This is a genomic window from Novosphingobium endophyticum (assembly GCF_014640675.1).
Taxonomy (GTDB): Bacteria; Pseudomonadota; Alphaproteobacteria; order Sphingomonadales; family Sphingomonadaceae; genus Novosphingobium; species Novosphingobium endophyticum.
Map to the genome: position 1 here is coordinate 81,572 of NZ_BMHK01000004.1, position 21,250 is coordinate 102,821.

Consider the following 21,250-nt stretch of genomic DNA (forward strand, 5'->3'; position numbering starts at 1 on the left):
AGTCGAGGGCTGTCCTGCGGGGGTGTTGTGGCCCGATGCGCGCGCCCCTTCTTGCACGATCTCTCCCGCAGGCTTAGGTCCGGCTTCAGACGCGGCCCCCGTGATTTTATTTCAGGGCCGTGTAAACCCGAGTGACACCTGAGCCAGCAGAAGAGGACCGCCCGATGACCGCCAGCGCACCCGAACTCGTCCTTGCCGGCGGCACGGTTCACACGCCGAACGGCACGCAAACGGCCGATGTCGCGGTGCGCGGCGGGAAGATACTCGGCATCGGGTCATACCCCGACGCGGATCGCCGGATCGACTGCACCGGGCTCGACATCCTGCCCGGCGTGATCGACAGCCAGGTCCACTTCCGCGAGCCGGGCCTGGAGCACAAGGAAGACCTTGAAAGCGGCAGCCGCGCGGCGGTGATGGGCGGCGTCACGGCGGTGTTCGAGATGCCCAACACCTCGCCCAACACCGACAGCGTGATGCGCGTTCACGACAAGCTCGATCGCGCGCTGCACCGCATGTACTGCGACCACGCCTTCTACGTCGGCGCGACGGCGGAGAATGCCGAAGAGCTGGGCGAGCTTGAGCGCATCCCCGGCACGGCGGGCGTCAAGATCTTCATGGGCGCCTCCACCGGCAGCCTGCTCGTCGCCGAAGACGAGCAGCTCGCGCGCGTGCTGGCCCACGGCCGCCGCCGGGTCGCCATCCATGCCGAGGACGAGGAGCGGATGAACGCGCGCAAGCACTTCCGGGTCGATGGCGATCCCGCCTCGCACCCGGTCTGGCGCGACGATGAAAGCGCGATGCTGGCGACGCGGCGCATCCTGCGCCTTGCCCGCGCGGCGAAGCGGCCGATCCATATTCTCCACGTCACCACGCCCGCCGAGTTGGAACTGATCGCGCAGCACCGCGACATCGCGACGTGCGAGGTGACGCCGCAGCACCTCACGCTGGAGGCGGAGGATGCCTATCCCCGGCTCGGCAGCTATGCGCAGATGAACCCGCCGATCCGTTCGGCCGCGCATGTCGCGGGACTGTGGCACTGGCTGCGCCAGGGCGTACCCGACGTGATCGGCTCGGACCATGCGCCGCATACCAAGGAAGAGAAGGCCAAGAGCTATCCGGCCAGCCCCTCGGGCATGCCGGGCGTGCAGACGCTGCTGCCGCTGATGCTCGACCACGTCGCCAGGGGCAACATGACGCTGGAGCGCCTGATCGACATGACCTCCAGCGGCGTGCAGCGCGTTTTCGGCCTCGTCGGCAAGGGCCGCATCGCCGCCGGATACGACGCCGACTTCACCGTGGTCGATCGCAAGGGCAGCTTCACCATTACCGAGGACTGGGTGGAAAGCCGCTGCGGCTGGTCGCCCTTCACCGGGATGGAACTGCGCGGCCGCGTGATCGGTACGATCATTCGCGGGCATAGTGCGATGTGGGAAGGCCAGCTCGCCAATGCCGCGCGCGGCGAGCCGCTACGCTTCGCCGGCGCGCTCTGACAAGGGTTCTCGCTGCCTCGCCGGTCTGAAGAAATCGCGCTCCAGTGGGCGATTCGTCGCTCGGCAAAACTCGTTTCGTCGAAATTACGAAATCTGACAGACGCGTTGCAGTCCGTTCATATTCATGCCCCTAAAGATGAATGCGTACCGCGGATCGTGCCCCCGATTGGCCCCTCCGCCAGAAAGGAGACATGAGATGAACGCATTCTTCAAGGCAGCCGCTCTCACCGCCGCGGCCGCCAGCCTCGCCACCGCAGCGCCCGCCATGGCGGCTACGGGCTATGCGTCGCCCCACGGTGCGGACTTCCGTGCTCCCGGCGAGCAGGTTTACGAACGCAGCCGGGACCGCGACCGCCGTTGGCGTGATTATGACCGCCGTGGCTATCGCGGGGACTATCGCAGCTACCGCAACCACGGCGAGCCTGTCTATCGCGACACCCGCGTCTGGCGCGGCGGAGATGGGCGCTATTACTGCCGCAAGCAGAACGGCACGACCGGGCTGCTCATCGGCGGCGCTGCCGGTGCCTTGCTCGGCCGCGAGATCGACGGCGGACACGACCGGACCGCCGGCACCCTGATCGGCGGCGTGGTCGGCGCGCTGCTCGGCCGTGAGGTCGACCGTGGCGACAACCGCTGCCGCTAACGTGAAACCATAGCAGACACCCCGCGCGGACGGCGACGCGCGGGGACACCGCCCGGTCTTGCACTTTTGGTGCAGTCGGGCGGGAGGGCGTCTGCGGCTTGCTCGCGGGCGCCCTCAATCTTTGGTGGCCGCCCTTTCCCGAAATGGGACGTGGCCGCGATCGGGCGCGCAATTGTCTCGTGTTTTGGGCATGGCCTTCGTATTGATGCGGAATGGCGGCGTGTTTCGGCATGGGTCCGAAAGTCATGCCGCCGTGTCCGTCCGTGGCAACGAAGGAATGCGACGATGAAGAATCCCGCCCGTCTCATGGCACTGGGCCTTGCCGGTACGCTCATGCTCGCCGGTTGCAATTCGGACAAGAAGCAGCCCGAGGGAGGCGAAACCGACCCGGCTCTGAGCGGCGCGCTTGGCGATCAGATCATGGTCGATCCCGATATGGCCGGGCAGGACGGCGCGGCGCTTGGTGCCGATGGCGGCCAGATCACGCTGCCGCCCGAACAGCGTTCTCCGGAGGCGATCCAGGCAGCGAAGGCGGACGCCGCGGATGCAGCCGGCGGCGCGTTGAAGTCCGCCCCGCAGCCGCAGAAGGGCAGCACGGCGGCGCTGACCGAGGCTGCCGCGACCGCTGCGCAGGTGGCTCAGGAAACCAAGGCCGCGCAGACCGACTGCGCCAGCAAGGTCACCTATTCGAATACCTGGGCGGCCAGGCTGCCGGCCGAGATTCCGGTCTATCCGCGCGGCGCGGTGCAGGAAGCGGCGGGAACGGACAGCGACGGCTGCTCGCTGCGCGTGGTCAGCTACGCCACGCCGGTCTCACCGCAGGACGTCGCGAGCTTCTACTACACGATGGCGAACAAGGCGGGCTACGGGGCGGAGTACAGGCTCGATGGCAACGACCACGTCATCGGCGGCCGCAAGGGCGGCAAGGCCTACGTCGTCTATGCCCGCAAGCGCGACGGCGGCGTGACCGAAGTGGATCTGGTCACCAGCGGGAAATAACGGCCGGACGCCGGGGGATCGAGCGGAGATTCGCCTCGTCTCCGCCCGCTGCCGGCGTTGCCGAAAGACCACCGCCGCCCGGGCGAATGCCTATTCCATGAACCAGCCGTGGCTCGCGACCAGCGACTGGCCGGTCAGCGCATTGGTTTCGAACGCGGCGAAGAACAGGGCGACTTCGGCGATATCCTCGACAGTGGTGAATTCGCCATCGACCGTCTGGCCGAGCATCACGCGGCTGATCACTTCCGCCTCGGGAATGCCGAGTTCCCTGGCCTGTTCGGGGATCTGCTTGTCCACCAGCGGGGTGCGTACGAATCCGGGGCAGATTACGTTGGTGCGCACGCCCTTCTTGCCGCCTTCCTTGGCGATCACGCGCGAGAGGCCGAGGAGACCGTGCTTGGCCGTCACATAGGCGCTCTTGAGTGGGCTCGCTTCCTTGGAATGGACCGAGCCCATGAAGATGATCGAGCCCGACCCTTGCGCATACATGTGCGGCAGGCAGGCTTTCGAGGTGAGGAAGGCGCCGTCGAGATGGATCGCGAGCATCTTCTTCCAGTCCGAAAAAGCGAACTCCTCCACCGGATTGACGATCTGGATTCCGGCGTTGGAGACGAGCACGTCGACTGCGGCCCAGGCCTCGACCACTTTCGCGACGCCCGCGTCGACCTGCTCCTGGCTGGTCACGTCCATGGCGACGGCCATGGCCTCGGTACCGAACGTCTCGCGGATGTCCGCCGCAGCCTTTTCGGCGGCGTCGACGTTGAGGTCGGCAATCGCGACCTTGCCGCCTTCGGACGCGTAACGGTGGGCGATGGCGTTGCCGATGCCGCTGGCCGCGCCGGTGACGATGCAGACCTTGTCCTTGAGCTTCATGCAGGTTCTCCGTTGGATGCGGTCACGCAGCGCTCCCGGTCCGACGCTCAGGCCGCCACTTCGTTCTCGACGGTTCGTTCGCTCGCCGCTTCCAGCAGGCGACGTTCGAGCGCCTTGAGCCGGCTCGTCGACGTCAGCTTCTCGCCGAGCAGGTCGGTGACGTAGAATGTGTCCGCCGCGCGCTCGCCGTAAGTGGCGATATGCGCGGAATAGACCATCAGCTTGGCTTCGAAGAGCGCATGGGCAAGCCGGTTGAGCAGCGCCGGCCGGTCGCGGGCATTGACCTCGACCACGGTGAAGCGGTTGGAGGCCCGGTTGTCGAAGAGCACGCGCGGGCGCACCTCGAAGGCGTCGGCGCGCGGGCGGGCGTGGGGCTTGGCGACGAGTTGCGGCAGGATCTTGATCCGGTTGGCCAGTGCGTTCTCGATCGAGGTGCGCAGCCGCTGGAGCTGGCTTTCCTCCATGAACGGGCGGCCGAGCGGATCCTGCACCAGGAAGTTGTCGACCGCGCGGCCCGTGCGCGTGGTGTGAATGCGCGCGTCGATGATGTTGCCGCCCGCCAGGTGGATGCCGCCGGCGATGCGGTAGAACAGGCCGGGGTGGTCGGCTGCGATGACGGTTACCAGCGTCGCACCGTGCGCCGGGTAGTACTCGGTATGGATCGAAAGCGGATCGGCCTGCGCCTCGGCCGCTTCGAGCTGGGCCAGGTTCTTGGCGATGACGTCTTCGCTCTCGGCGATCCAGTAGGCGTCGACGAACTTGCCGCCGACGTTCCTGACCAGCGCCGCATTTTCCGGCTCCAGCGCCTCGACCGCGGCCTTCTTCGCGGCGATGCGCTTCTCGCGCCCGAATTCGGCATGGCCCAGACGCAGGCGTTCCTCGGTCGCCGCATAGAGCTCGCCGATGAGCTGGCGCTTCCAGCTGTTCCAGGTGCCGGGGCCGACCGCGCGGATGTCGACGATGGTGAGCAGCGTGAGCTGGCGCAGGCGGTCGAGCGACTGCACCACCTGCACGAAGTCGGCGATGGTCTTGGTGTCCGACAGATCGCGTTTGAACGCCGTGGCGGAGAGCAGCAGGTGGTTGCGCACCAGCCAGCTCACCAGGTCGGTCTCGTCTTCGTCGAGGCCGAAGCGCGGGCAGAGCTTGAGCGCGATCTCCGCGCCCAGCTCGGAGTGGTCGCCGCCGCGCCCCTTGGCGATGTCGTGCAGCAGCACGGACGCATAGAGCGCGCGGCGCGAGCGGACTTTGTGGACGATGTCGTGCGCCAGCGGGTGGTCGTCCTTGAGCTCGCCCTTTTCGATCCGCGCCAGCAGGCCGATGGCACGAATCGTGTGCTCGTCCACCGTGTAGTGGTGGTACATGTCGAACTGCATCTGCGCGTTGACGCGGCCGAACTCGGTGACGAAACGGCCGAACACGCCCGCCTCGTTGAGCGCGCGCAGGCTGGCTTCGGGGGTGTTGCGGCCGGTGAGCAGATCCATGAACAGCTCGTTGGCGCGCTTGTCGCGGCGCATATCGCCCTTGATGAGCACGGCGTCGCGGGAAATCAGGCGCATCGTCTCCGGGTGGATCTCCAGGCCTTCCTTCTCGGCGAGCGCGAAGATTTCGAGCATGCGCACCGGGTCGGCTTCGAACCAGTCGTCCGTGGGCGCCTTGATGCGGCCGCCGAAGACCTTGTAGCCCTTCAGCGTGCGCTGCCGGGCGCGGAACCCGGCCAGCAGGCCGCGCGGCGTCTTCCTCGCGAACTGCTCGTCGAGCTGCGCCAGGAACACGCCGGTCAGGTTGCCGACGACCTTGGCCTGCAGGAAGAAGAAATGCATGAAGCGTTCGACCGCTCGCTTGCCGGGGCGGTCGGCGTAGTTCATCCGCGCGGCGACCTCGCGCTGCAGGTCGAAGGTCAGGCGGTCCTCGGCGCGCTTCGTGATCGTGTGCAGGTGGCAGCGCACGGCCCAGAAGAAGTTCTCGGCACGGCGGAAGGCGAGGTATTCCTTCCTCGTCAGCAGGCCGACGTCGACGAGTTCGCTGGGATCGCGCACCTTGTAGATGTACTTGCCGATCCAGTAGAGCGTGTGCAGGTCGCGCAGGCTCCCCTTGCCTTCCTTGACGTTGGGCTCGACGACATAGCGGCTGTCGCCCATGCGCTTGTGCCGTTCCTCGCGCTCGCCCAGCTTCTCGACCACGAACTGCCGCTCGGTGCCGGCGACGACATCCTTCCAGAAGCGCTGGCGGGCCTCCTCGAACAGATCCTGATCGCCCCAGACGTAGCGGCCTTCGAGCATGGCCGTGCGGATCGTCAGGTCCGAGCGGCTCATCTTCACCATCTCGTCGAGCGAACGGCTGGAATGGCCGATCTTGAGCGCCAGATCCCAGAGGAAATAGAGCATCGCCTCGATCACCTGCTCGCACCAGGCGGTTTGCTTGATTGGGGTCAGGAAGGCGATGTCGACGTCCGAGTGCGGCGCCATCTCGCCGCGCCCATAGCCGCCCACGGCCACGATCGTCAGGCGCTCGCCGCGCGAGCGGTTGCCCACCGGGTAGACGTTGTTCACCACATGATCGTGGATCACGCGGATGATCTGGTCGACGAGGAAGGCCTGCGCCTCGGCAATGTCGTGCCCGGCGGACGGCTTGTCGATCAGCCGCCGGGCGATTTCCGCGCGGCCCTTGTCGAGCGCCTCGCGCAGCGCTTCGACGATGAAGCGGCGCCCCTTGGTATGGCCGTGTTCCGCGACGATCCTGTCTATGACAAGGACGAGGTGGCGGCGGTCGACGACCGAACGGGGAGAGGGAATGCGAATGACGCTCATGGCTAACGGCTTCTAGACTCCGGGGCTTGCGAGGGAAAGCCGCTCGTGCCGATGAATTGCATCGGGTGCTGCGATCGGTGCATTTACAGGGCAGGGCTTAAAACCCGGCTACCATCGCCCCTCAGCCTATGCCAGAAGGCGCGCACCGGAGCCGCCGTGGCGGTGCCGACACCACGGTGACAGACAATACGAGGTCGAGCGCTTGTCCCTGATTACCCTTGCCGCCGCTGCCGCGCAGACGCATGAGCCGATCTACTGGGTCGAGCTGGGCCTGAAAAACGGGATCGACCTGGGCTTCTTCACGCTGCGCTACTATTCGCTGGCCTATCTTGCCGGCATCGTCCTGGGCTACTGGCACCTGACGCGCATGGCCAAGGCGCCGGGCGCACCGCTGGCGCAGCGCCATGCCGACGACCTGTTCTTCTACTGCACGCTGGGCATTATCCTGGGCGGGCGACTTGGTTATGCAACGTTCTATACCGGCGGCGATACCGGCATTCCCAGCTTGTGGCTCCATCCGGGCGAGTTGCTCTCGCTGTGGCACGGGGGCATGAGCTTTCACGGCGGCGTGATCGGCGTGCTGCTGGCGATTGCCTGGGTTGCGTGGCGCGGCGGCCTCAATTTCCTGCGCGTGGCGGACTATCTTTCCGTCTGCGTGCCGTTCGGCATGCTGTTCGGGCGGCTTGCCAATTTCGTCAACGGCGAACTTTGGGGCCGCGTCGTTACCGATCCGAACCTGCCCTGGGCGATGGTTTTCCCCGACGCGCCCGACCAGTTGCCGCGCCACCCCAGCCAGCTTTACGAGGCCGGGCTGGAGGGCTTGCTGATGATCGTGATCATGCTGCTGCTGTTCTGGAAGACGCGCGCGCGCTTCCGCCCCGGGCTGCTCGTCGGCGTCTTCACGGCCGGTATCGGCAGCGCGCGCTTCTTCGTGGAGTTCTATCGCGAGCCCGACGCGCAGCTTGCCGAGTTCGCGCGCCAGACCGGGCTGTCGATGGGGCAGTGGCTGACGATTCCGCTGATCCTGCTCGGCCTCTTCCTCGTCGTCCGCGCGCTTGCCCGGCCGGCGGTCGCAACGGGCAGGCCCGCCGTCGCCTGATGGCCGCGCCCGAAGAGATGCCGGACCCGCTGGCGACCATCTTCCGGCGGCTGATCGCCAATTACGGTCCGATTACGCTCATGCACTACATGGGCGAATCGAACGCGCGCTACTATGCGGGCAAGGACCCGCTCGGCACGGGGGGCGATTTCATCACCGCGCCCGAGATCAGCCAGATCTTCGGAGAGCTGATCGGCCTTTGGCTGACCGACATCTGGACCCGGGCCGGGCGCCCGAAGAACGTCGGGTACGTCGAACTCGGGCCGGGACGCGGCACGCTGGCGCGCGATGCGCTGCGCGCGATGAAGCATTTCGGGCTCGAACCCTCGGTTCACTTCGTAGAGGGCTCGGGCGCGCTGCGGGACATCCAGCTCGCCGCCGTGCCGGGGGCGCGGTGGCATGACGATCTCTCGTCGGTGCCGATGCGCGGGCCGCTCCTGATCGTCGGCAACGAGTTCCTTGACGCGCTGCCGGTGCGCCAGCTGGTGAAGACCCCCGGCGGCTGGCGTGAACGCATGGTGGGCCTCGACGGTGAGCGTTTCGTCCCGGTGGCCGGCGACAGGCCGATGGACGCCGCCGTGCCGGATTCCCTGCGTGCCGCGCCGGACGGCACCCTGATAGAGACCTGCCCGGCCGCCGCCTCGGTGGTCTACGAGATCGCCGGCCGGCTGACGAGGCAGGGCGGTGCTGCGCTGCTGATCGACTACGGACATGACGCTCCCCGAACCGGTTCGACACTGCAGGCGCTACGCGCGCATGCCAAGGTCGATCCGTTCGAGATGCCCGGCGAGGCGGACCTGACCGCGCACGTTGACTTCGCGGCCATGGCAGATGTCGCGCGTTCACGCGGTGTACGTCACCTCGGCACGGTGCCGCAGGGCGACTGGCTGCGCTCGCTCGGTATCGAGCACCGCGCCCGGACGCTCGCCGAAGCGGCTCCGCAACACGCTGCGGCTGTACATGCCGCCATGGAACGGCTGATCGCCGAGGATCAGATGGGCGTCCTATTCAAGGTCATGGGCCTTGCCTCGCCCGAGTGGCCGGACGGGGCGGGGTTCTGAAGCGCGGCGGAATTTCCGCTCGCGCCGACAAGCAGCCATCCAGATCCTCCCCGGGACGGGGAGGGGGACCGCCCGCGAAGCGGGTGGTGGAGGGGTCGGAGGCTCGCAGATCGAATTGAGGTTCAAGGCGAGAGATTCCGACCCCTCCGTCAGCCTCCGGCTGCCACCTCCCCGTTCCGGGGAGGATTTGGTACGTCCGCTTTCCCCGACAAACGGCGACGTGCGGCAGGCAGGCGTCACATGCGACCTAGTGAGCCTGCCCTTCGAGCGCGTGCATCTGCGCGTCGGAGAGGCCGAAGTGATGGCCGACCTCGTGGATCACGACATGCGTGACGAGCGCTTCGAGGCTGACCCCCGTCTCGCACCATTCGGCGAGCAGCGGCTGGCGGTAGAGGACGATGCGTGAAGGCAGTTCGCCGGCGACCCAGACCGATTCGTCTTCCATCGGCCGCCCCTGATAGAGGCCCGTCAGTTCCCATGCGTCCTCTATGCCGAGGGCTTCCAGTGTCTCTTCGTCGGCGAACTCCTCGACGTGGACCGTGATGCCGTTGAGGTGCTGCGCGAAAGGGTCCGGAATCCGCGCGAAGGCGGACCGGGCGAGGGCTTCGAAATCCGCCGCTGATGGCGCGGCGCCGATCGTGCCGTTCATCTGCGGACCTTGTCTTGCGGGGTCTTGGTCATATGTTCGTAATACCCGACAGCGGCAGCTGCGTCACCGCAAGACATGGCTGCAGTTTCGTAACGATCCGGTTGGCACTGTCTAGGCCCGAATTCTATGGATCGACCGGCTGGCCCACCAGCGCCCTGAGCGCGGGCAGGAAGTGGGGGCGGTGCTCGTCGGGGATCCGGGCCATCAGATCATCCTCGAAGCAGGTGACGATGGCGCGCGTATCGGCCAGGCGCTCGCGGCCCTCCGGCGTGAGGACGACCGCCTGCGATTTCCGGTCGATCGGCTTGCGCGCGATGAGGCCCGCGGCTTCAAGCCGGTTGAGCAGGGGCACCATGTTCGCGCGCTGGATGTCGAGAACCTTGCCGATGTCGCTGGAAGTCATGTCCGTGCGCTCGGCGATCAGCATCAGCACCGAGGCGTCGGAAATGCGCAGGTCCAGAGGCACGAGCCGCGCGGTGAGTTCGGCCATCATGGCATTGGCCGCCCGGCGCAGGGCATAGCCCGGTAATTCGTTGAGCGGATCGTCTGGCATCACGCGTGGCAAGATCGTTCACCTCCCATATTGCTATTGACAATAGCAAATTCAATGCTATCGAAAATAGCGACCCAAGTCTACCTTCGAGAGGTTTGTTATGTCTGAGCGCGCAGAAGAAGATACCGTCGCCGTTACCGTCGACCGGCGGATTGCGTGGGTCTCGTTCAACCGCCCCGAAAAGCGCAACTGCATGAGCCCCAAGCTCAACCGCCAGATGAAGCGGGTGATCGAGGAGCTTGAATTCCGCGACGACGTGGGCGTGCTGGTGCTCAAGGGCGAAGGCACGTCCTGGTCCGCGGGCATGGACCTCAAGGAATACTTCCGCGAGAACGAGGAAAAGGGCCTGGGGGCCATCCGCCAGGCGCAGCGTGAGGCCTATGGCTGGTGGGAACGCCTGCGCTGGTTGGAGAAGCCGACCGTGGCCATGGTGAACGGCTGGTGCTTCGGCGGCGCCTACGGCCCGCTGTTCGCCTGCGACCTTGCCGTCGCCGCGGAGGACGCACAGTTCGGCCTGTCCGAAATCAACTGGGGCATCCTGCCTGGTGGCGGGGCCAGCAAGATCATCGCCGAGCTTACCGGTTTCCGCAACGCGATGTACCACGCGATGATGGGGGAGAACGTCGACGGCAGGAAGGCCGCCGAATGGGGTCTCGTCAACGAGGCTGTCCCCGCCGACCGGCTGGAAGCGCGTGTCACCGAGATCGCCAACGTCCTGCTCGGCAAGAATCCCGATGCGCTGCGCGCCACCAAGTGGGCCATCCGCCGGGTTCGCGAGATGACCTATGACAACGCCGAGGAGTACCTGATCCGGGCGCAGGAAGCGGCGAACTTCTTTGACTCGGAAGGCCGCAAGGAAGCGACGCGCCAGTTCATCGATGACAAGACATTCAAGCCCGGCCTGGGCGCCTATGATCTGAACAAGTCACGCGACTGAACCGTTCCCGTCGGGAGAGTATGAAGATGGCCGGCAAGGCACCCTCCGCCGCGATGATCCGGCGTCTGTTGCAGCCCGGGTCGATCGCCGTGATCGGCGCGAGCGACAAGCCCGGATCGCTCGGCGCCTCGGTTCTCGGCAATCTGGACCGCAACGGCTTCAGCGGCGAGATCTATCCGATCAACCCCAAGCGCGAGACGATCGGGGAGCGCAAGTGCCTGCCCTCGGTCGACGCGCTGCCCGAGGGAGTGGACGTCGCCGTTCTGGCGATCCCGCAGCCGGCGGTGCTCGACGCCGTGCGGGGGCTTGCGGCCCGCAAGGCGGGAGCCGCCATCATCTTTTCCGCCGGGTTCGCCGAGGGCGGGCCGGAAGGCCTTGCCCAGCAGGCCGAGATCGCCCGCATCGCCGAAGAAGCGGGCATGGTCATCGAGGGGCCGAACTGCCTCGGCTCGGTCAACCATGTCGACGGCGTGCCGCTGACTTTCGTTGAAACCGCGTGCAAGGCCCCCGAAGGACGGCGCGCGATCGGCGTCGTCTCACAGTCGGGCGCGATGGCGGCGGTGCTGTGCACCACGCTGCTCTCGCGCGATCTGGCCGTGAGTTATTCGGTCTCGACCGGAAACGAGGCGGCCAGCGGGGTCGAGGACTATGTCGACTGGCTGGTCGACGAGCCCAATACCGCTGTGATCGCGATGATCGTGGAACAGTTCCGCGCGCCGAGCACGTTCCTCGCGGCCGCGCGCCGGGCGCGGGCGGCTGGCAAGCAGATTGTCCTGCTCCATCCCGGCAAGTCCAGCGCGGCGCGCGAATCCGCCGCAACGCATACCGGAGCCATGGCGGGCGACTACAAGCTGATGCGTGCCAAGGTGGAGCGCGCCGGCGTGGTCTTCGCCGAAACGCTCGAGGAACTGGGCGACATAGCCGAGATACTGGTGCGCTGCCCGCCTCTGGCGCGGCCCGAACTGGCCGTCGTCGGGGAATCGGGGGCGTTCAAGGCGCTCACGCTGGACCTTGCCGAGGAACTCGCGCTGCCGTTGGCTTCGCTGAACGACGACGATTCGCCCGAGCTGCGCGCCGCGCTGCCGCCGTTCGTTCCCGTGAGCAACCCGCTCGACATCACCGCGCAGGGCCTCAGCCAGCCGGAGATCTACACCAACGTGCTCAATGCCCTGTTCGACGACGAGCGCGTCGGCGCGGTGGTCGCGGGCATCATCCAGGGCGATCCGGTCACGTCTACCATCAAGGTTCCGGCCATCCTCGCCGCGCTTGACGGGCGCGAACCGGTCAAGCCGCTGATCTTCGCCGGGCTGGACGAAGGCGCCGGGATTCCGGCTCGTTTCATCGCCGCGCTGCGCGACAGGGGCGTGCCATGGTTCCCCAGCACCGAGCGCGCCTTCCACGCGCTGACCCGGCTCGGGCGCCTCGTCGCGCGCGATCTGGGGGACAATTCGCCCGCTCCGCTGGCCGTGTCCGGCCTTGGCGGGGAAGCGGGCGTGGTGCCCGAATACCGCGCCAAACAGCTGCTCGGTCCGCTCGGCATCCCCTTCCCGCAGGGCCGGTTCGCCGCTTCGGCGGATGAAGCGGTCGCGGCCGCCGAAGAGGTCGGCTATCCGGTGGCGATGAAAGCGCAGGCGGCAGCGCTCGGGCACAAGAGCGACGCGGGCGGGGTTCTTCTCAACCTGGGCGACGCGGCTTGCGTTCGCGAGGCCTGGACGCGCATTCACGGCAATGTCGCCGCTTACGACGCCGCGCTTTCGCTCGATGGCGTGCTGATCGAGAAGATGGGCGCGCGGGGCATGGAAATGATCGTCGGCGCGCGTAACGATCCCGAATGGGGGCCGGTCGTGCTCGCCGGTTTCGGCGGCGTCACCGCCGAGATCCTGCAGGACGTGTGCCTGATTACCCCGGACCTGTCCGAGGATGCGATCGTGGCCCGGCTCATGCAATTGAGGAGCGCGGCCCTGCTGCGCGGCTATCGCGGTTCGCCGGTACTCGACGTGCCCGCATTGGCGCGGCTCATCCGCACCGTGGGCGCCGTCCTGCTGGCCGAACCGTCGCTGACGGAGCTGGACCTCAATCCAGTGATCCTGCATCCCATGGGTCAGGGCGTCGTCGTGCTGGATGCGCTGATGCTGGTTGGCTGACGCCGGTATAAGATACCTGACGGAACTGTCCTTCCCGGTGCCATCCGGGAGGGGCTCTTTTCCTGCTCTTCGGCCGCTGTTCTACGTTGATTCCCGTATTCGGGCCTAGGCCCTGATTAACCGTAACCGGTCATCATCCTCGGCGTCTGCTTCGAAGGAACCGATCGTGAGCGCCCTGCCTGCCGACCAAGCCCGCTACATCTTCACCTTGACCGGGGGACGTACCGGTACCGCTTGGCTCGCCCACTTCCTCGGTGCGAGCCTCGACGTCCAGGCCGTGCACGAATGGCTGCGTATCGATGACTTCGGTTTGCGCATGCCGGACATCAAGATCATGCGAAGCTTCAACGAGCGGGGTAATGATGCGCTCGTCCAGTCCTTCTGGAAGGGCAAGCTGGACGAGATCGCGCCGATGCCGCTCTACATCGAGACGAACCACACGCTGGGCAAGTGCGGGCTGGTCGAGAACCTTGCCGGGTCGCCTCTGGCCGCCGCCACTGCCCTGATCGTTCTGCGTCGCGATCTGGTGACGCAGTGCAAGAGCTATATCGCCAGAGGCGACTTCCTGAACATCACCATCAACTGGCAGTGGTATCTCCACACGAGCTACAAGAACGCGATCATCAATCCCGCGCCGTTCCTGCAGATGGGGCAAGTCGGCCTGGCCATCTGGTACACTTACGAGATGGACGTGCGGCAGCACTATTACGTGGCGAAATACGCAGACCGCCTGCGCCTGATCGAGGCGCGGCTCGAGCAAATCACGTCCGAGCCTGGCGCGCGCGCGTTGCTGGACGCGCTGGGCTTCGCGGACCGGCCCGTGCGGATTCCGCCCCCGAGCAATACCGGCGGCCGCAAGCTCGATGCGCAGACCGCTGCGCATGTCGAGCAATTCATGGGGCGGATCGACTACAATCCCGAGGCGCTGCTGCGCGCCTACGCGAGCGACGGGCGCAGTCTGGACGGATTGGTCTGAGAGGCCGCGCTATTTGAGCGCATTACCAAAGGCTGGCGCTCGCCCCTACGCGATATCGAGGTGATCGGGCACAAGGCCCTTCACGCGCCGGGCGTGCATCGCCTCGAAGGCGCGTTCCAGCCGGCGGGTGTAGTCGGCTGTGCGGAACAGCGGCGCTTCGGCCCGCCTCTCGGCAAGGCGGCCGCGCAGATCCCGCAGCTTTTCGGGATGGCTGGCAAGGTCGAGCGCCATGGCCTCGTATTCGGCCTCGCTCGAGACGACAAGCTCGGGCAGTCCCGCCGCCTGGACGAGGCTGGCGGCGACGCGGGCGACGAACTGGCGGCCCGGCATGGTCAGCACCGGCAGCCCGGCCCAGAGCGCGTCGCTGGCGGTGGTGTGGGCATTGACCGCGAAGCTGTCGAGAAAAAGGTCGGCGTGGCCCAGGCGGCCGAGATGCTCCCGGTGCGGCATCCACGGCGCGAAGACCAGCCGCGAGCGGTCGATGCCGCGTGCTTCGGCCTCGCGCATCAGGTTGCCCTCGGCCCACGTGTTGGTGCGGAACAGCCACAGGACACTGCCCTCGACCTTACCCAGCAGCCGCGACCAGATGTCGAATTCGCGCGGGGTGATCTTGTAGGTGTCGTTGAACGAGCAGAAGACGAAGGCGTCTTCGGGCAGTCCATGCCCGGCCCGGCCCCGCGCGCCGGGCACGATGGCGCGCTGATCGTCGTTGGGCTGATAGGCCCCGGCGAGGCGGACGATCTTCTCGCTGAAATGGAACTCGGAGCCGGAGGGCACGGTCACGTGGTCGGCGATGAAGTAGTCGAACGCGGGATGCCCCATGGTTCCCGGATAGCCCAGATAGTTGATCTGGACCGGCGCCAGCCGCTGGCCGAACATGCGGCTGCGCGACCCGCGCGTGAAGCCCTTGAGGTCGACGGCGATGTCGATGCCGTCGCCGCGCGCCCTGGCGGCGACCTGCTCGTCGGTCATCCCGCCGATCTCGGTGAAGCTGTCGACATGGGCGAGCAGGTGCGCGCGCATGGCGTCGTCCTCGCGCCGGGGTCCATAGCTGTAGGCATGGATCGCGTAGCGCGAGCGGTCGTGCTCGCGCAGCACGCCGGCGAGGAGGTACATCGTTGCGTGATCGTGGAAGTCGGCCGAGAAATAGCCGATGCGGATGCGCCCGTCCGCCGAGGGGGCAGGCGCCGGAACCTCGGCGATGTCCGGGGCGAAGGTCCGGGCGGCGAAGGCGTGCGACCGGGCGCGCTGGTGCATGGGATCGTCGACGAACGTGAAGGCCGCGAACGGCGGCACGCTGTCCATGCTGCTCGCCGGTAGCCGCGCGAATTCGGCGCGCGTGGACCAGTCGCAGATGTGCGCTTCCTGAAACAGCGCATAGAGGTGCGCGCCGCCGTCGTTCGGATCGACGGCCAGCGCCGATCGGAACGCGGCGATGGCGTCGGGCAGTTCGCCGGTCTTCACCAGCGCCTTGCCCTTGTTGACCATGGCCCCGGTATTGGCCGGATCCGCGCCCAGCGCCTTGTCGTAGGCGGCCAGCGCTTCGTCCACGCGGTCGAGCGCGAATAGGGCGCTACCCATGTTGTTGTGCGCATCGCTGTGCGCCGGGCGAAGCTGCGCGGCACGCTCGAGATGCGCGAGCGCGTCGGCGTGCAGAAGCCGGTTCGCCTTGAGGTTGCCGAGGTTATAATGCGCGTCGGCATAGTCGGGCGAGATACGCAGCGCCTGTGCGTAGTACTCCTCCGCCTCGTCGGTGCGGCCGGACTGCTCCAGCAGGTTCGCGAGATTGTAGCGCGCATCGGCATAGTCCGGATTGTCGGCGGCGACCTTGCGGTAGACTTCCTCCGCCTCGGCCAGCTTCCCCTGCCGTTTCAGCACGATGGCAAGATTGTTGCTGCTGGCGGCGGCCTTGGGATCGGCCGTGAGCGCGCGCCAAAACGCGGCTTCCGCGGCAGGCAGGTCGTCCAGCGCCAGCAGCGCCGCGCCCTGGAGGTTGTGGATCGTGTAGTTATGCGGAAACGCCTCGCCGAGCTGCGCGCCAAGCCGGGCGGCATCTTCCATGCGGCCGGACTTGTAGGCCTCGACCATGGCATCGAGCTGGCGCTGCGCCGCATTGCCGTTCGCCGGCGCGGGCGCGTCGAGCGCGCGCAGCGCCGCCTGGAGGCGCTTGTTGCGTGGAAACTGATCGAGCGCCTGCCGGTAGAGCGCCCGCGCGGACTCGATCTCACCCCGTTTTGCGGCGCTCTTCGCCTTGATCAGGACGCTTTCCAGCCCGCTCATCGTATTCCCCCGGCTCATGCTTCGCTAGGGGATCGGGCTAGGCAATCATGGTTCATATTTTGCGACCCCAGGCATAAGGGAAATGCCGTATATATGGCGGTCACGGGTCTTTGATCGCGAGCAAGGAACAGCAGCACGATCCCTGCCATTCGTGCAAGCAAGTGGACCGGCACGGGAGTATCAGCATGAACGAATATCAGGAGATTGCGCAGCGCCTTCGCCGGGAGCTTGCCGAACTCGTGAAGCGGGCGCAGGCCGTCGAGGAGGAACTGAGCCATCCGCTCGATGCCGACTCTTCCGAGCAGGCGGTCGATCTGGCGGACGATGAATCGCTCGAGGGCCTGGGGGAAGTCCTTCGCGGGCAGATCCGCGACATCCAGCAGGCCATGCTCCGCATTGATCGCGGCGAATACGGCACTTGCGCGAATTGCGGCGGCGAGATCGGTCTGGCGCGGCTCAAGGCGTTGCCGACGGCGACGCGGTGTATAGCCTGCGCGGATTGAGGCCACGCTTCCAGTTCTGCCCGCTTCCCCTAAGGAACCAGCACCAGCGCGCCTTCCACGTCGCCGGCGCGCAGGCGGTCCAGCGCGGCGTTCGCCTGGTCCAGCGGCACCGCGGTAACATGGGTGCGTACCGGCACTTGCGCCGCGAGGCCCAGGAACTCGGTGCCGTCGTCGCGCGTGAGGTTGGCTACCGAGAGGATAGAACGCTCTTCCCACAGGTCCGCGTAAGGGAAGCCGGGAATGTCCGACATGTGAATGCCGGCGCACACCACGCGTCCGCCTTTCCTGACCGCCTTGAGCGCGCGGGGAACCAGCGCGCCGACAGGGGCGAAGATGATCGCGGCGTCGAGGGGGGCGGGCGGCGTTTCCGACGAACCGCCGGCCCAGGCGCAGCCCAGCTGCCGGGCAAAGGCCTGTGCGGTGGTGTCGCCATCGCGGGTGAAGGCGAAAACCTCGCGGCCCTGCCAAACCGCCAGCTGCGCAAGGATATGCGCCGCCGCGCCGAAGCCGTAGAGCCCCAGTACCGGCGCATCGCCCGCCATGCGATACGAACGGTAGCCGATCAGCCCCGCGCAGAGCAGCGGTGCGGCGTGCAGGTCGTCAAAGGCGTCCGGCAGCGCGAAGCAATAGCGCGCATCGGCGATGCAATGCGTGGCAAAGCCCCCGTCGCGGGTGAAGCCGGTGAAGAGCGGATCGTCGCACAGGTTCTCGCGGTGGCTGGCGCAATAGGGGCAGGTTCCGCAAGTATGCCCCAGCCACGGCACGCCGACGCGCTGGCCCATGGCAAAGCCGGTGACGCCGGCTCCTACCGCCTCGATCCTTCCGACGATCTCATGCCCCGGCACGATCGGCAGCGTTCCGCGAATGTCACCGTCGACGACATGAAGGTCGGTGCGGCACACGCCGCAGGCGGCGATCGCGATCCGCACTTCGGCGGCGCCGGGCTCGGGGCGCCTGCGCTCGACCATGCGGAGCGGCGTGCCGGGCGCATCGAGCTGCATGGCGCGCATGGTCATGGCTGCGCCTGTCAGTTTGCCTCGGTTTCCCGAACGCCCGGCTTTTCCCAGAGTTTCGCCTCGGCGAGCAACCGGACGACTTCCTCGTCCGATGTCTGGTCGAACCGGAGATAATGCATGCCTACCGCATAGAAGGGGAACGGCGAGGCGAGGCAGATCACCTGGTCGCAGAGCGGCTCGAGTTCCGGCAGCACTTCGTCCGGCGCCAGCGGAACGGCGAGCACTATCTTCGCCGGCCGCGCCCTGGCGAGGGCCTTCAGCGCGGCGCGCACGGTGCGGCCGGTGGCGATCCCGTCGTCGACGACGATCGCCGTGCGCCCCGCGAGCGAGATCGCAGGGCCGGTGCGGTAAAGCGCGCGGCGCCGCTCGATCTCGGCGAGCTGGCGGGCGATCTGCATGTCGATATAGTCCTGGTTCGCCCCGGCCATCCGCGCCGCGTCTTCGTCGATCACCACTTGCGGCGCGGCGCCGTCGACGAGGGCGCCGATGCCGTATTCCTCGTGGCCGGGCGCGCCGATCTTGCGGACCATCAACACGTCGAGCGGAGCGCCGAGCGCCTTGGCCACTTCGAAGCCCACCGGCACTCCGCCGCGCGGCAGCGCGAGCACGACGGGGTTCTCGAATGCGAACGCGTCGATTTCCTTCGCGAGCGCCTGGCCGGCGTCCTTGCGGTCGCGGAAGCTTGCCTGTGTCACCATGTCGCGTCTCCCAGCTGGTGGCGGAACCAGTTGCTCGCGTGCGTTACGACCTCGTCGAGCGTGCCCGGTTCCTCGAAGAGATGGCCGGCGCCGGGTATGATCACCATCTTCCGCTCGCAGCGCATGGCGTCATGGGCGGCGGCATTGAGTTCGATGACCACGCCGTCGCGTTCGCCGACGATCAGAAGCGTGGGCGCGCGCACGCGCGACAGCGCGTCCGCGCCGGCCAGGTCCGGCCGGCCTCCGCGCGAGACGACGGCCGCGATGCGAGGGTCGTCCGCCGCCGCTCTCAGCGCCGCGCCGCCGCCGGTGCTGGCGCCGAAATAGCAGAGGCGCAGATCCCGCGTCTCCGGCCGCTCCGCCGCCCAGTCTGCCGCCAGACGCAGCCGCGAGGCCAGCAGTCCGATATCGAAGACGTTGCGGCGGTCGCGTTCCTCGTAGGGTGTCAGCAGGTCGAGCAGCAGCGTCGCCATCCCGTCCTCGCGCAGGCGGGCCGCGACGTGGTTGTTGCGCGGGCTGAGCCGCCCGCTGCCGCTGCCGTGGGCGAAGATGACGAGGCCCTTCGCGGTCTGCGGCACGCCGAGGATCGCCGGCAGGCCCAGCCGCCTGTCGATGCGCACCTCGTGCGGCGCGCTGGTGAGGGAAGCCGCGCTCATAGCCCGAACGGCCAGGTTTCCGGCGCGCCGCGGGGCCGTTCATGGCCCAGCGGGGTCACCGCCCTGGTCTCCTCGAACCAGACGAAGGCATCGAACTGATCGGCGATGACCGCTTCGAAGTAGTGGCTCGCCAGCTCCGTCTCTGGCCGGTAGATCACGCCGATCGCGCGTTCGAGCAGGGTTTGCGAGAGCAGCTCGACAAGTCCGCGATCCTTGTGCCCGCGCCAGTCGGTCAGGCTGCGGGCATGGCCGGTGCGGCGGAAGGCGGCCTCCCAGCTGTCGTCGCGCGCGGGACGGACGTTCTTGACGTGCATGTCCGCGCCCCAGTCGGAGGCGGCGGCGACCGTGCCCCGGTCCGTTCCGAAGCCGACCAGCACCGCCTCGTCGCCATAGGCGGCGCGGACCAGTTCGCCGATGTTGAATTCGCCGCGCCAGCCCATCGCCGTCGCCGAGGCATTGCCGATATGCGAGTTGTGCGCCCAGATCACCGCGCGGGCGTCCTCGCGATGGGCCATGAGGCGCAGCAGCGTATCGAACATGTGCCGGTCGCGCAGGTTCCAGCTCGACGCGGCGCCGCGATACATCGCGCGGTAGTATTGCTCGGCGGCGCGAACGATGCGGGCGTTCTGCTCGGCATCGAAAAAGGCCTCGCCGTCCTCCCTCATATATTCCATGCGTTCGGCCAGCAGGCTCTGGAGCTGCGCGACGACCGCATCCTCGCAGTCCCGCAGCGTGCCGTATTCCACTTCGCGTCCGTAGCGCTGCGGCTCGTCACGCCACGGCATCAGGCAGGCGTAGCGACGCCGTGCCTCGGTGGCGGCGGCCGGATCGTTGGCATCGAGATAGGCGATCACGGCATGGATCGATTCGCTCAGCGAATAGACGTCGAGCCCGTGCATGCTCGCGCGGTCCTCTTCGGGCAGGGCCTCGTTGTGGCCGCGCAGCCAGTCGGCGAAAGCCAGGACTTCCTCGTTGCGCCACATCCAGGTCGGGAAGCGCAGGAACGGCTCGCCTCGTCGCGGGCGCGAGGCACGGTGGCGGGTATAGGCGTCGATCCGGGCGATGTCCGGCCAGTCCCCCTCCACGGCGACGATATTGAAGCCGTGGCGCTCGATCAGCCGGCGGGTGATGGCCGCGCGCGCGGCGTAGAATTCATGCGTGCCGTGCGTTGCCTCGCCCAGCAGCACGACGCGCGCGTCGCCGAAGCGGTCGAAGGCATCGGCGAAGGTCGGTGCATCGGGGCCGGGCAGGGTTTCGGCGGCCGCCCGCAGACCCTGAATGAACCGGGTTTCGTCAATCGCGATGCGGTTCTGGATCGTCATGCGCGCCTCCGCGCGTTTGCCTGTTTACGAAACATCCTCCCCCCAGCTTAACGGCAAGGCTATCCGCAATGTTCCCGAGTAGTGACACACCGAGAACATGCCGCTAAGGGCTGCGCCCGTGCGCACGCTTCGGCAGTTTTTCCGGGATCGTCCCGCCCTCGCAGCCCTGCTGCTGGCGGCCGCGCTTTGCCTGAAAATCGTCCTGCCGGCGGGCTACATGCCGAGCGCCGCGGGCAGCGACATGGTCGTCGCGCTGTGCTCATCCATGGCGCCCGAAGGACAGACGGTGACGATCCGCATTCCGGGCAAGGCGGGACAGGATGATATGTCCGGTTCGGCCAAGCAATCCTGCGCCTTCGCGCCGCTTGCCGCCGCCGTGTTGGGTTCGGTCCCGCCCGCGATCGTGCTGGCCGCGCTGCTGTTCGTCTTCGTTGCCGCGATCCTGGGGCAGCCGCTGGCGCTGCGGCCGGTCACGGCGCGAATCCGTCCACCGAGCCAGGGGCCACCCGCTTTCGCCTGAACCGATAGCCGCGCCGTGGGCTCA

Annotated in this window: 19 protein-coding genes; 10 read left to right on the forward strand and 9 right to left on the reverse strand. The window is 67.3% G+C overall.

Going from position 1 to position 21,250, the window contains the following annotated elements:
* Positions 1-164: 164 nt before the first annotated feature.
* From IEX32_RS04250 to IEX32_RS04260, 3 genes are all read left to right on the forward strand, one after another.
* Positions 165-1,490, forward strand: a complete 1,326-nt coding sequence (locus IEX32_RS04250) for a dihydroorotase (RefSeq protein WP_188768740.1) — start codon at positions 165-167, stop codon at positions 1,488-1,490.
* Between the two features lie 196 nt (positions 1,491-1,686).
* Positions 1,687-2,133 carry a glycine zipper 2TM domain-containing protein gene (locus IEX32_RS04255; RefSeq protein ID WP_188768742.1) on the forward strand — a complete coding sequence of 149 codons (447 nt, stop codon included), beginning with the start codon at positions 1,687-1,689 and terminating at the stop codon, positions 2,131-2,133.
* Between the two features lie 285 nt (positions 2,134-2,418).
* Positions 2,419-3,132 carry a hypothetical protein gene (locus tag IEX32_RS04260; RefSeq protein WP_188768743.1) on the forward strand — a complete coding sequence of 238 codons (714 nt, stop codon included), beginning with the start codon at positions 2,419-2,421 and terminating at the stop codon, positions 3,130-3,132.
* 90 nt (positions 3,133-3,222) lie between these two features.
* On the opposite strand, the gene IEX32_RS04265 is transcribed toward IEX32_RS04260, so the two are convergent.
* Together IEX32_RS04265 and IEX32_RS04270 are read right to left on the reverse strand one after the other, a co-directional pair.
* Complete coding sequence (locus IEX32_RS04265; RefSeq protein WP_188768744.1) at positions 3,223-4,005, reverse strand: 3-hydroxybutyrate dehydrogenase; 783 nt, start codon at positions 4,003-4,005, stop codon at positions 3,223-3,225.
* Positions 4,006-4,052: 47 nt separating this feature from the next.
* Complete coding sequence (locus IEX32_RS04270) at positions 4,053-6,812, reverse strand: [protein-PII] uridylyltransferase (RefSeq protein ID WP_188768748.1); 2,760 nt, start codon at positions 6,810-6,812, stop codon at positions 4,053-4,055.
* Positions 6,813-7,014: 202 nt separating this feature from the next.
* Between IEX32_RS04270 and lgt the strand changes: the two genes are divergently transcribed.
* Both lgt and IEX32_RS04280 read left to right on the forward strand, forming a co-directional pair.
* Entirely contained in the window at positions 7,015-7,911 is an 897-nt protein-coding gene (lgt, locus tag IEX32_RS04275) for a prolipoprotein diacylglyceryl transferase (protein ID WP_188768750.1), read from the forward strand.
* Complete coding sequence (locus tag IEX32_RS04280; protein ID WP_229735939.1) at positions 7,911-8,972, forward strand: class I SAM-dependent methyltransferase; 1,062 nt, start codon at positions 7,911-7,913, stop codon at positions 8,970-8,972. The genes lgt and IEX32_RS04280 overlap by 1 nt, the downstream gene beginning before the upstream one ends.
* 247 nt (positions 8,973-9,219) lie before the next feature.
* On the opposite strand, the gene IEX32_RS04285 is transcribed toward IEX32_RS04280, so the two are convergent.
* Both IEX32_RS04285 and IEX32_RS04290 read right to left on the reverse strand, forming a co-directional pair.
* Positions 9,220-9,621 carry a metallopeptidase family protein gene (locus IEX32_RS04285; RefSeq protein WP_188768752.1) on the reverse strand — a complete coding sequence of 134 codons (402 nt, stop codon included), beginning with the start codon at positions 9,619-9,621 and terminating at the stop codon, positions 9,220-9,222.
* Between the two features lie 124 nt (positions 9,622-9,745).
* On the reverse strand, positions 9,746-10,177 hold the full coding sequence (locus IEX32_RS04290; protein ID WP_229736005.1) for a MarR family winged helix-turn-helix transcriptional regulator: 432 nt from the start codon (positions 10,175-10,177) through the stop codon (positions 9,746-9,748).
* A 97-nt stretch (positions 10,178-10,274) separates the two neighbouring features.
* Between IEX32_RS04290 and IEX32_RS04295 the strand changes: the two genes are divergently transcribed.
* The 3 genes from IEX32_RS04295 to IEX32_RS04305 all read left to right on the forward strand — a co-directional run bounded on the left by IEX32_RS04295 (position 10,275) and on the right by IEX32_RS04305 (position 14,231).
* Complete coding sequence (locus IEX32_RS04295; protein ID WP_188768754.1) at positions 10,275-11,111, forward strand: p-hydroxycinnamoyl CoA hydratase/lyase; 837 nt, start codon at positions 10,275-10,277, stop codon at positions 11,109-11,111.
* A gap of 26 nt (positions 11,112-11,137) precedes the next feature.
* Complete coding sequence (locus IEX32_RS04300) at positions 11,138-13,255, forward strand: acetate--CoA ligase family protein (RefSeq protein ID WP_188768755.1); 2,118 nt, start codon at positions 11,138-11,140, stop codon at positions 13,253-13,255.
* Between the two features lie 166 nt (positions 13,256-13,421).
* The gene (locus tag IEX32_RS04305; protein WP_188768756.1) at positions 13,422-14,231 is read left to right on the forward strand and encodes a hypothetical protein; all 810 of its coding nucleotides are present in this window, start codon (positions 13,422-13,424) and stop codon (positions 14,229-14,231) included.
* A gap of 45 nt (positions 14,232-14,276) precedes the next feature.
* Here the strand turns inward: IEX32_RS04305 and IEX32_RS04310 are convergent, their stop codons facing one another.
* Positions 14,277-16,511 (reverse strand): O-linked N-acetylglucosamine transferase family protein, encoded by a 2,235-nt coding sequence (locus IEX32_RS04310; protein ID WP_188768760.1) that lies wholly within the window; start codon positions 16,509-16,511, stop codon positions 14,277-14,279.
* 185 nt (positions 16,512-16,696) lie between these two features.
* Between IEX32_RS04310 and IEX32_RS04315 the strand changes: the two genes are divergently transcribed.
* Positions 16,697-17,014, forward strand: coding sequence for a TraR/DksA family transcriptional regulator (locus IEX32_RS04315; protein ID WP_188768762.1), 318 nt, complete (start codon positions 16,697-16,699; stop codon positions 17,012-17,014).
* Positions 17,015-17,043: 29 nt separating this feature from the next.
* On the opposite strand, the gene IEX32_RS04320 is transcribed toward IEX32_RS04315, so the two are convergent.
* From IEX32_RS04320 to IEX32_RS04335, 4 genes are read right to left on the reverse strand one after another with little or no spacing between them, the layout of a single operon-like run.
* Positions 17,044-18,024 (reverse strand): zinc-dependent alcohol dehydrogenase family protein, encoded by a 981-nt coding sequence (locus IEX32_RS04320; RefSeq protein WP_188768978.1) that lies wholly within the window; start codon positions 18,022-18,024, stop codon positions 17,044-17,046.
* A gap of 17 nt (positions 18,025-18,041) precedes the next feature.
* Positions 18,042-18,728, reverse strand: a complete 687-nt coding sequence (locus IEX32_RS04325) for a phosphoribosyltransferase (RefSeq protein WP_188768764.1) — start codon at positions 18,726-18,728, stop codon at positions 18,042-18,044.
* Positions 18,722-19,384: a dienelactone hydrolase family protein gene (locus IEX32_RS04330; RefSeq protein ID WP_188768766.1), complete on the reverse strand. Its 663-nt coding sequence runs from the start codon at positions 19,382-19,384 to the stop codon at positions 18,722-18,724. The genes IEX32_RS04325 and IEX32_RS04330 overlap by 7 nt, the downstream gene beginning before the upstream one ends.
* Positions 19,381-20,706, reverse strand: a complete 1,326-nt coding sequence (locus IEX32_RS04335) for an erythromycin esterase family protein (protein WP_188768768.1) — start codon at positions 20,704-20,706, stop codon at positions 19,381-19,383. The genes IEX32_RS04330 and IEX32_RS04335 overlap by 4 nt, the downstream gene beginning before the upstream one ends.
* Positions 20,707-20,824: 118 nt before the next feature.
* Here IEX32_RS04335 and IEX32_RS04340 point away from each other — a divergent pair, with 118 nt between their 5' ends.
* Complete coding sequence (locus IEX32_RS04340; protein ID WP_188768770.1) at positions 20,825-21,226, forward strand: hypothetical protein; 402 nt, start codon at positions 20,825-20,827, stop codon at positions 21,224-21,226.
* Positions 21,227-21,250 lie beyond the last annotated feature (24 nt).

Excerpts from the sequence above, each read along its gene's own strand:
- IEX32_RS04250 (WP_188768740.1), top strand. The coding sequence starts at position 165 with ATGACCGCCAGCGCACCCGAACTCGTCCTTGCCGGCGGCACGGTTCAC.
- IEX32_RS04255 (WP_188768742.1), top strand. The coding sequence starts at position 1,687 with ATGAACGCATTCTTCAAGGCAGCCGCTCTCACCGCCGCGGCCGCCAGC.
- IEX32_RS04260 (WP_188768743.1), top strand. The coding sequence starts at position 2,419 with ATGAAGAATCCCGCCCGTCTCATGGCACTGGGCCTTGCCGGTACGCTC.
- IEX32_RS04265 (WP_188768744.1), bottom strand. The coding sequence starts at position 4,005 with ATGAAGCTCAAGGACAAGGTCTGCATCGTCACCGGCGCGGCCAGCGGC.
- IEX32_RS04270 (WP_188768748.1), bottom strand. The coding sequence starts at position 6,812 with ATGAGCGTCATTCGCATTCCCTCTCCCCGTTCGGTCGTCGACCGCCGC.
- IEX32_RS04280 (WP_229735939.1), top strand. The coding sequence starts at position 7,911 with ATGGCCGCGCCCGAAGAGATGCCGGACCCGCTGGCGACCATCTTCCGG.
- IEX32_RS04285 (WP_188768752.1), bottom strand. The coding sequence starts at position 9,621 with ATGAACGGCACGATCGGCGCCGCGCCATCAGCGGCGGATTTCGAAGCC.
- IEX32_RS04295 (WP_188768754.1), top strand. The coding sequence starts at position 10,275 with ATGTCTGAGCGCGCAGAAGAAGATACCGTCGCCGTTACCGTCGACCGG.
- IEX32_RS04300 (WP_188768755.1), top strand. The coding sequence starts at position 11,138 with ATGGCCGGCAAGGCACCCTCCGCCGCGATGATCCGGCGTCTGTTGCAG.
- IEX32_RS04310 (WP_188768760.1), bottom strand. The coding sequence starts at position 16,511 with ATGAGCGGGCTGGAAAGCGTCCTGATCAAGGCGAAGAGCGCCGCAAAA.
- IEX32_RS04315 (WP_188768762.1), top strand. The coding sequence starts at position 16,697 with ATGAACGAATATCAGGAGATTGCGCAGCGCCTTCGCCGGGAGCTTGCC.
- IEX32_RS04320 (WP_188768978.1), bottom strand. The coding sequence starts at position 18,024 with ATGCGCGCCATGCAGCTCGATGCGCCCGGCACGCCGCTCCGCATGGTC.
- IEX32_RS04325 (WP_188768764.1), bottom strand. The coding sequence starts at position 18,728 with ATGGTGACACAGGCAAGCTTCCGCGACCGCAAGGACGCCGGCCAGGCG.
- IEX32_RS04330 (WP_188768766.1), bottom strand. The coding sequence starts at position 19,384 with ATGAGCGCGGCTTCCCTCACCAGCGCGCCGCACGAGGTGCGCATCGAC.
- IEX32_RS04335 (WP_188768768.1), bottom strand. The coding sequence starts at position 20,706 with ATGACGATCCAGAACCGCATCGCGATTGACGAAACCCGGTTCATTCAG.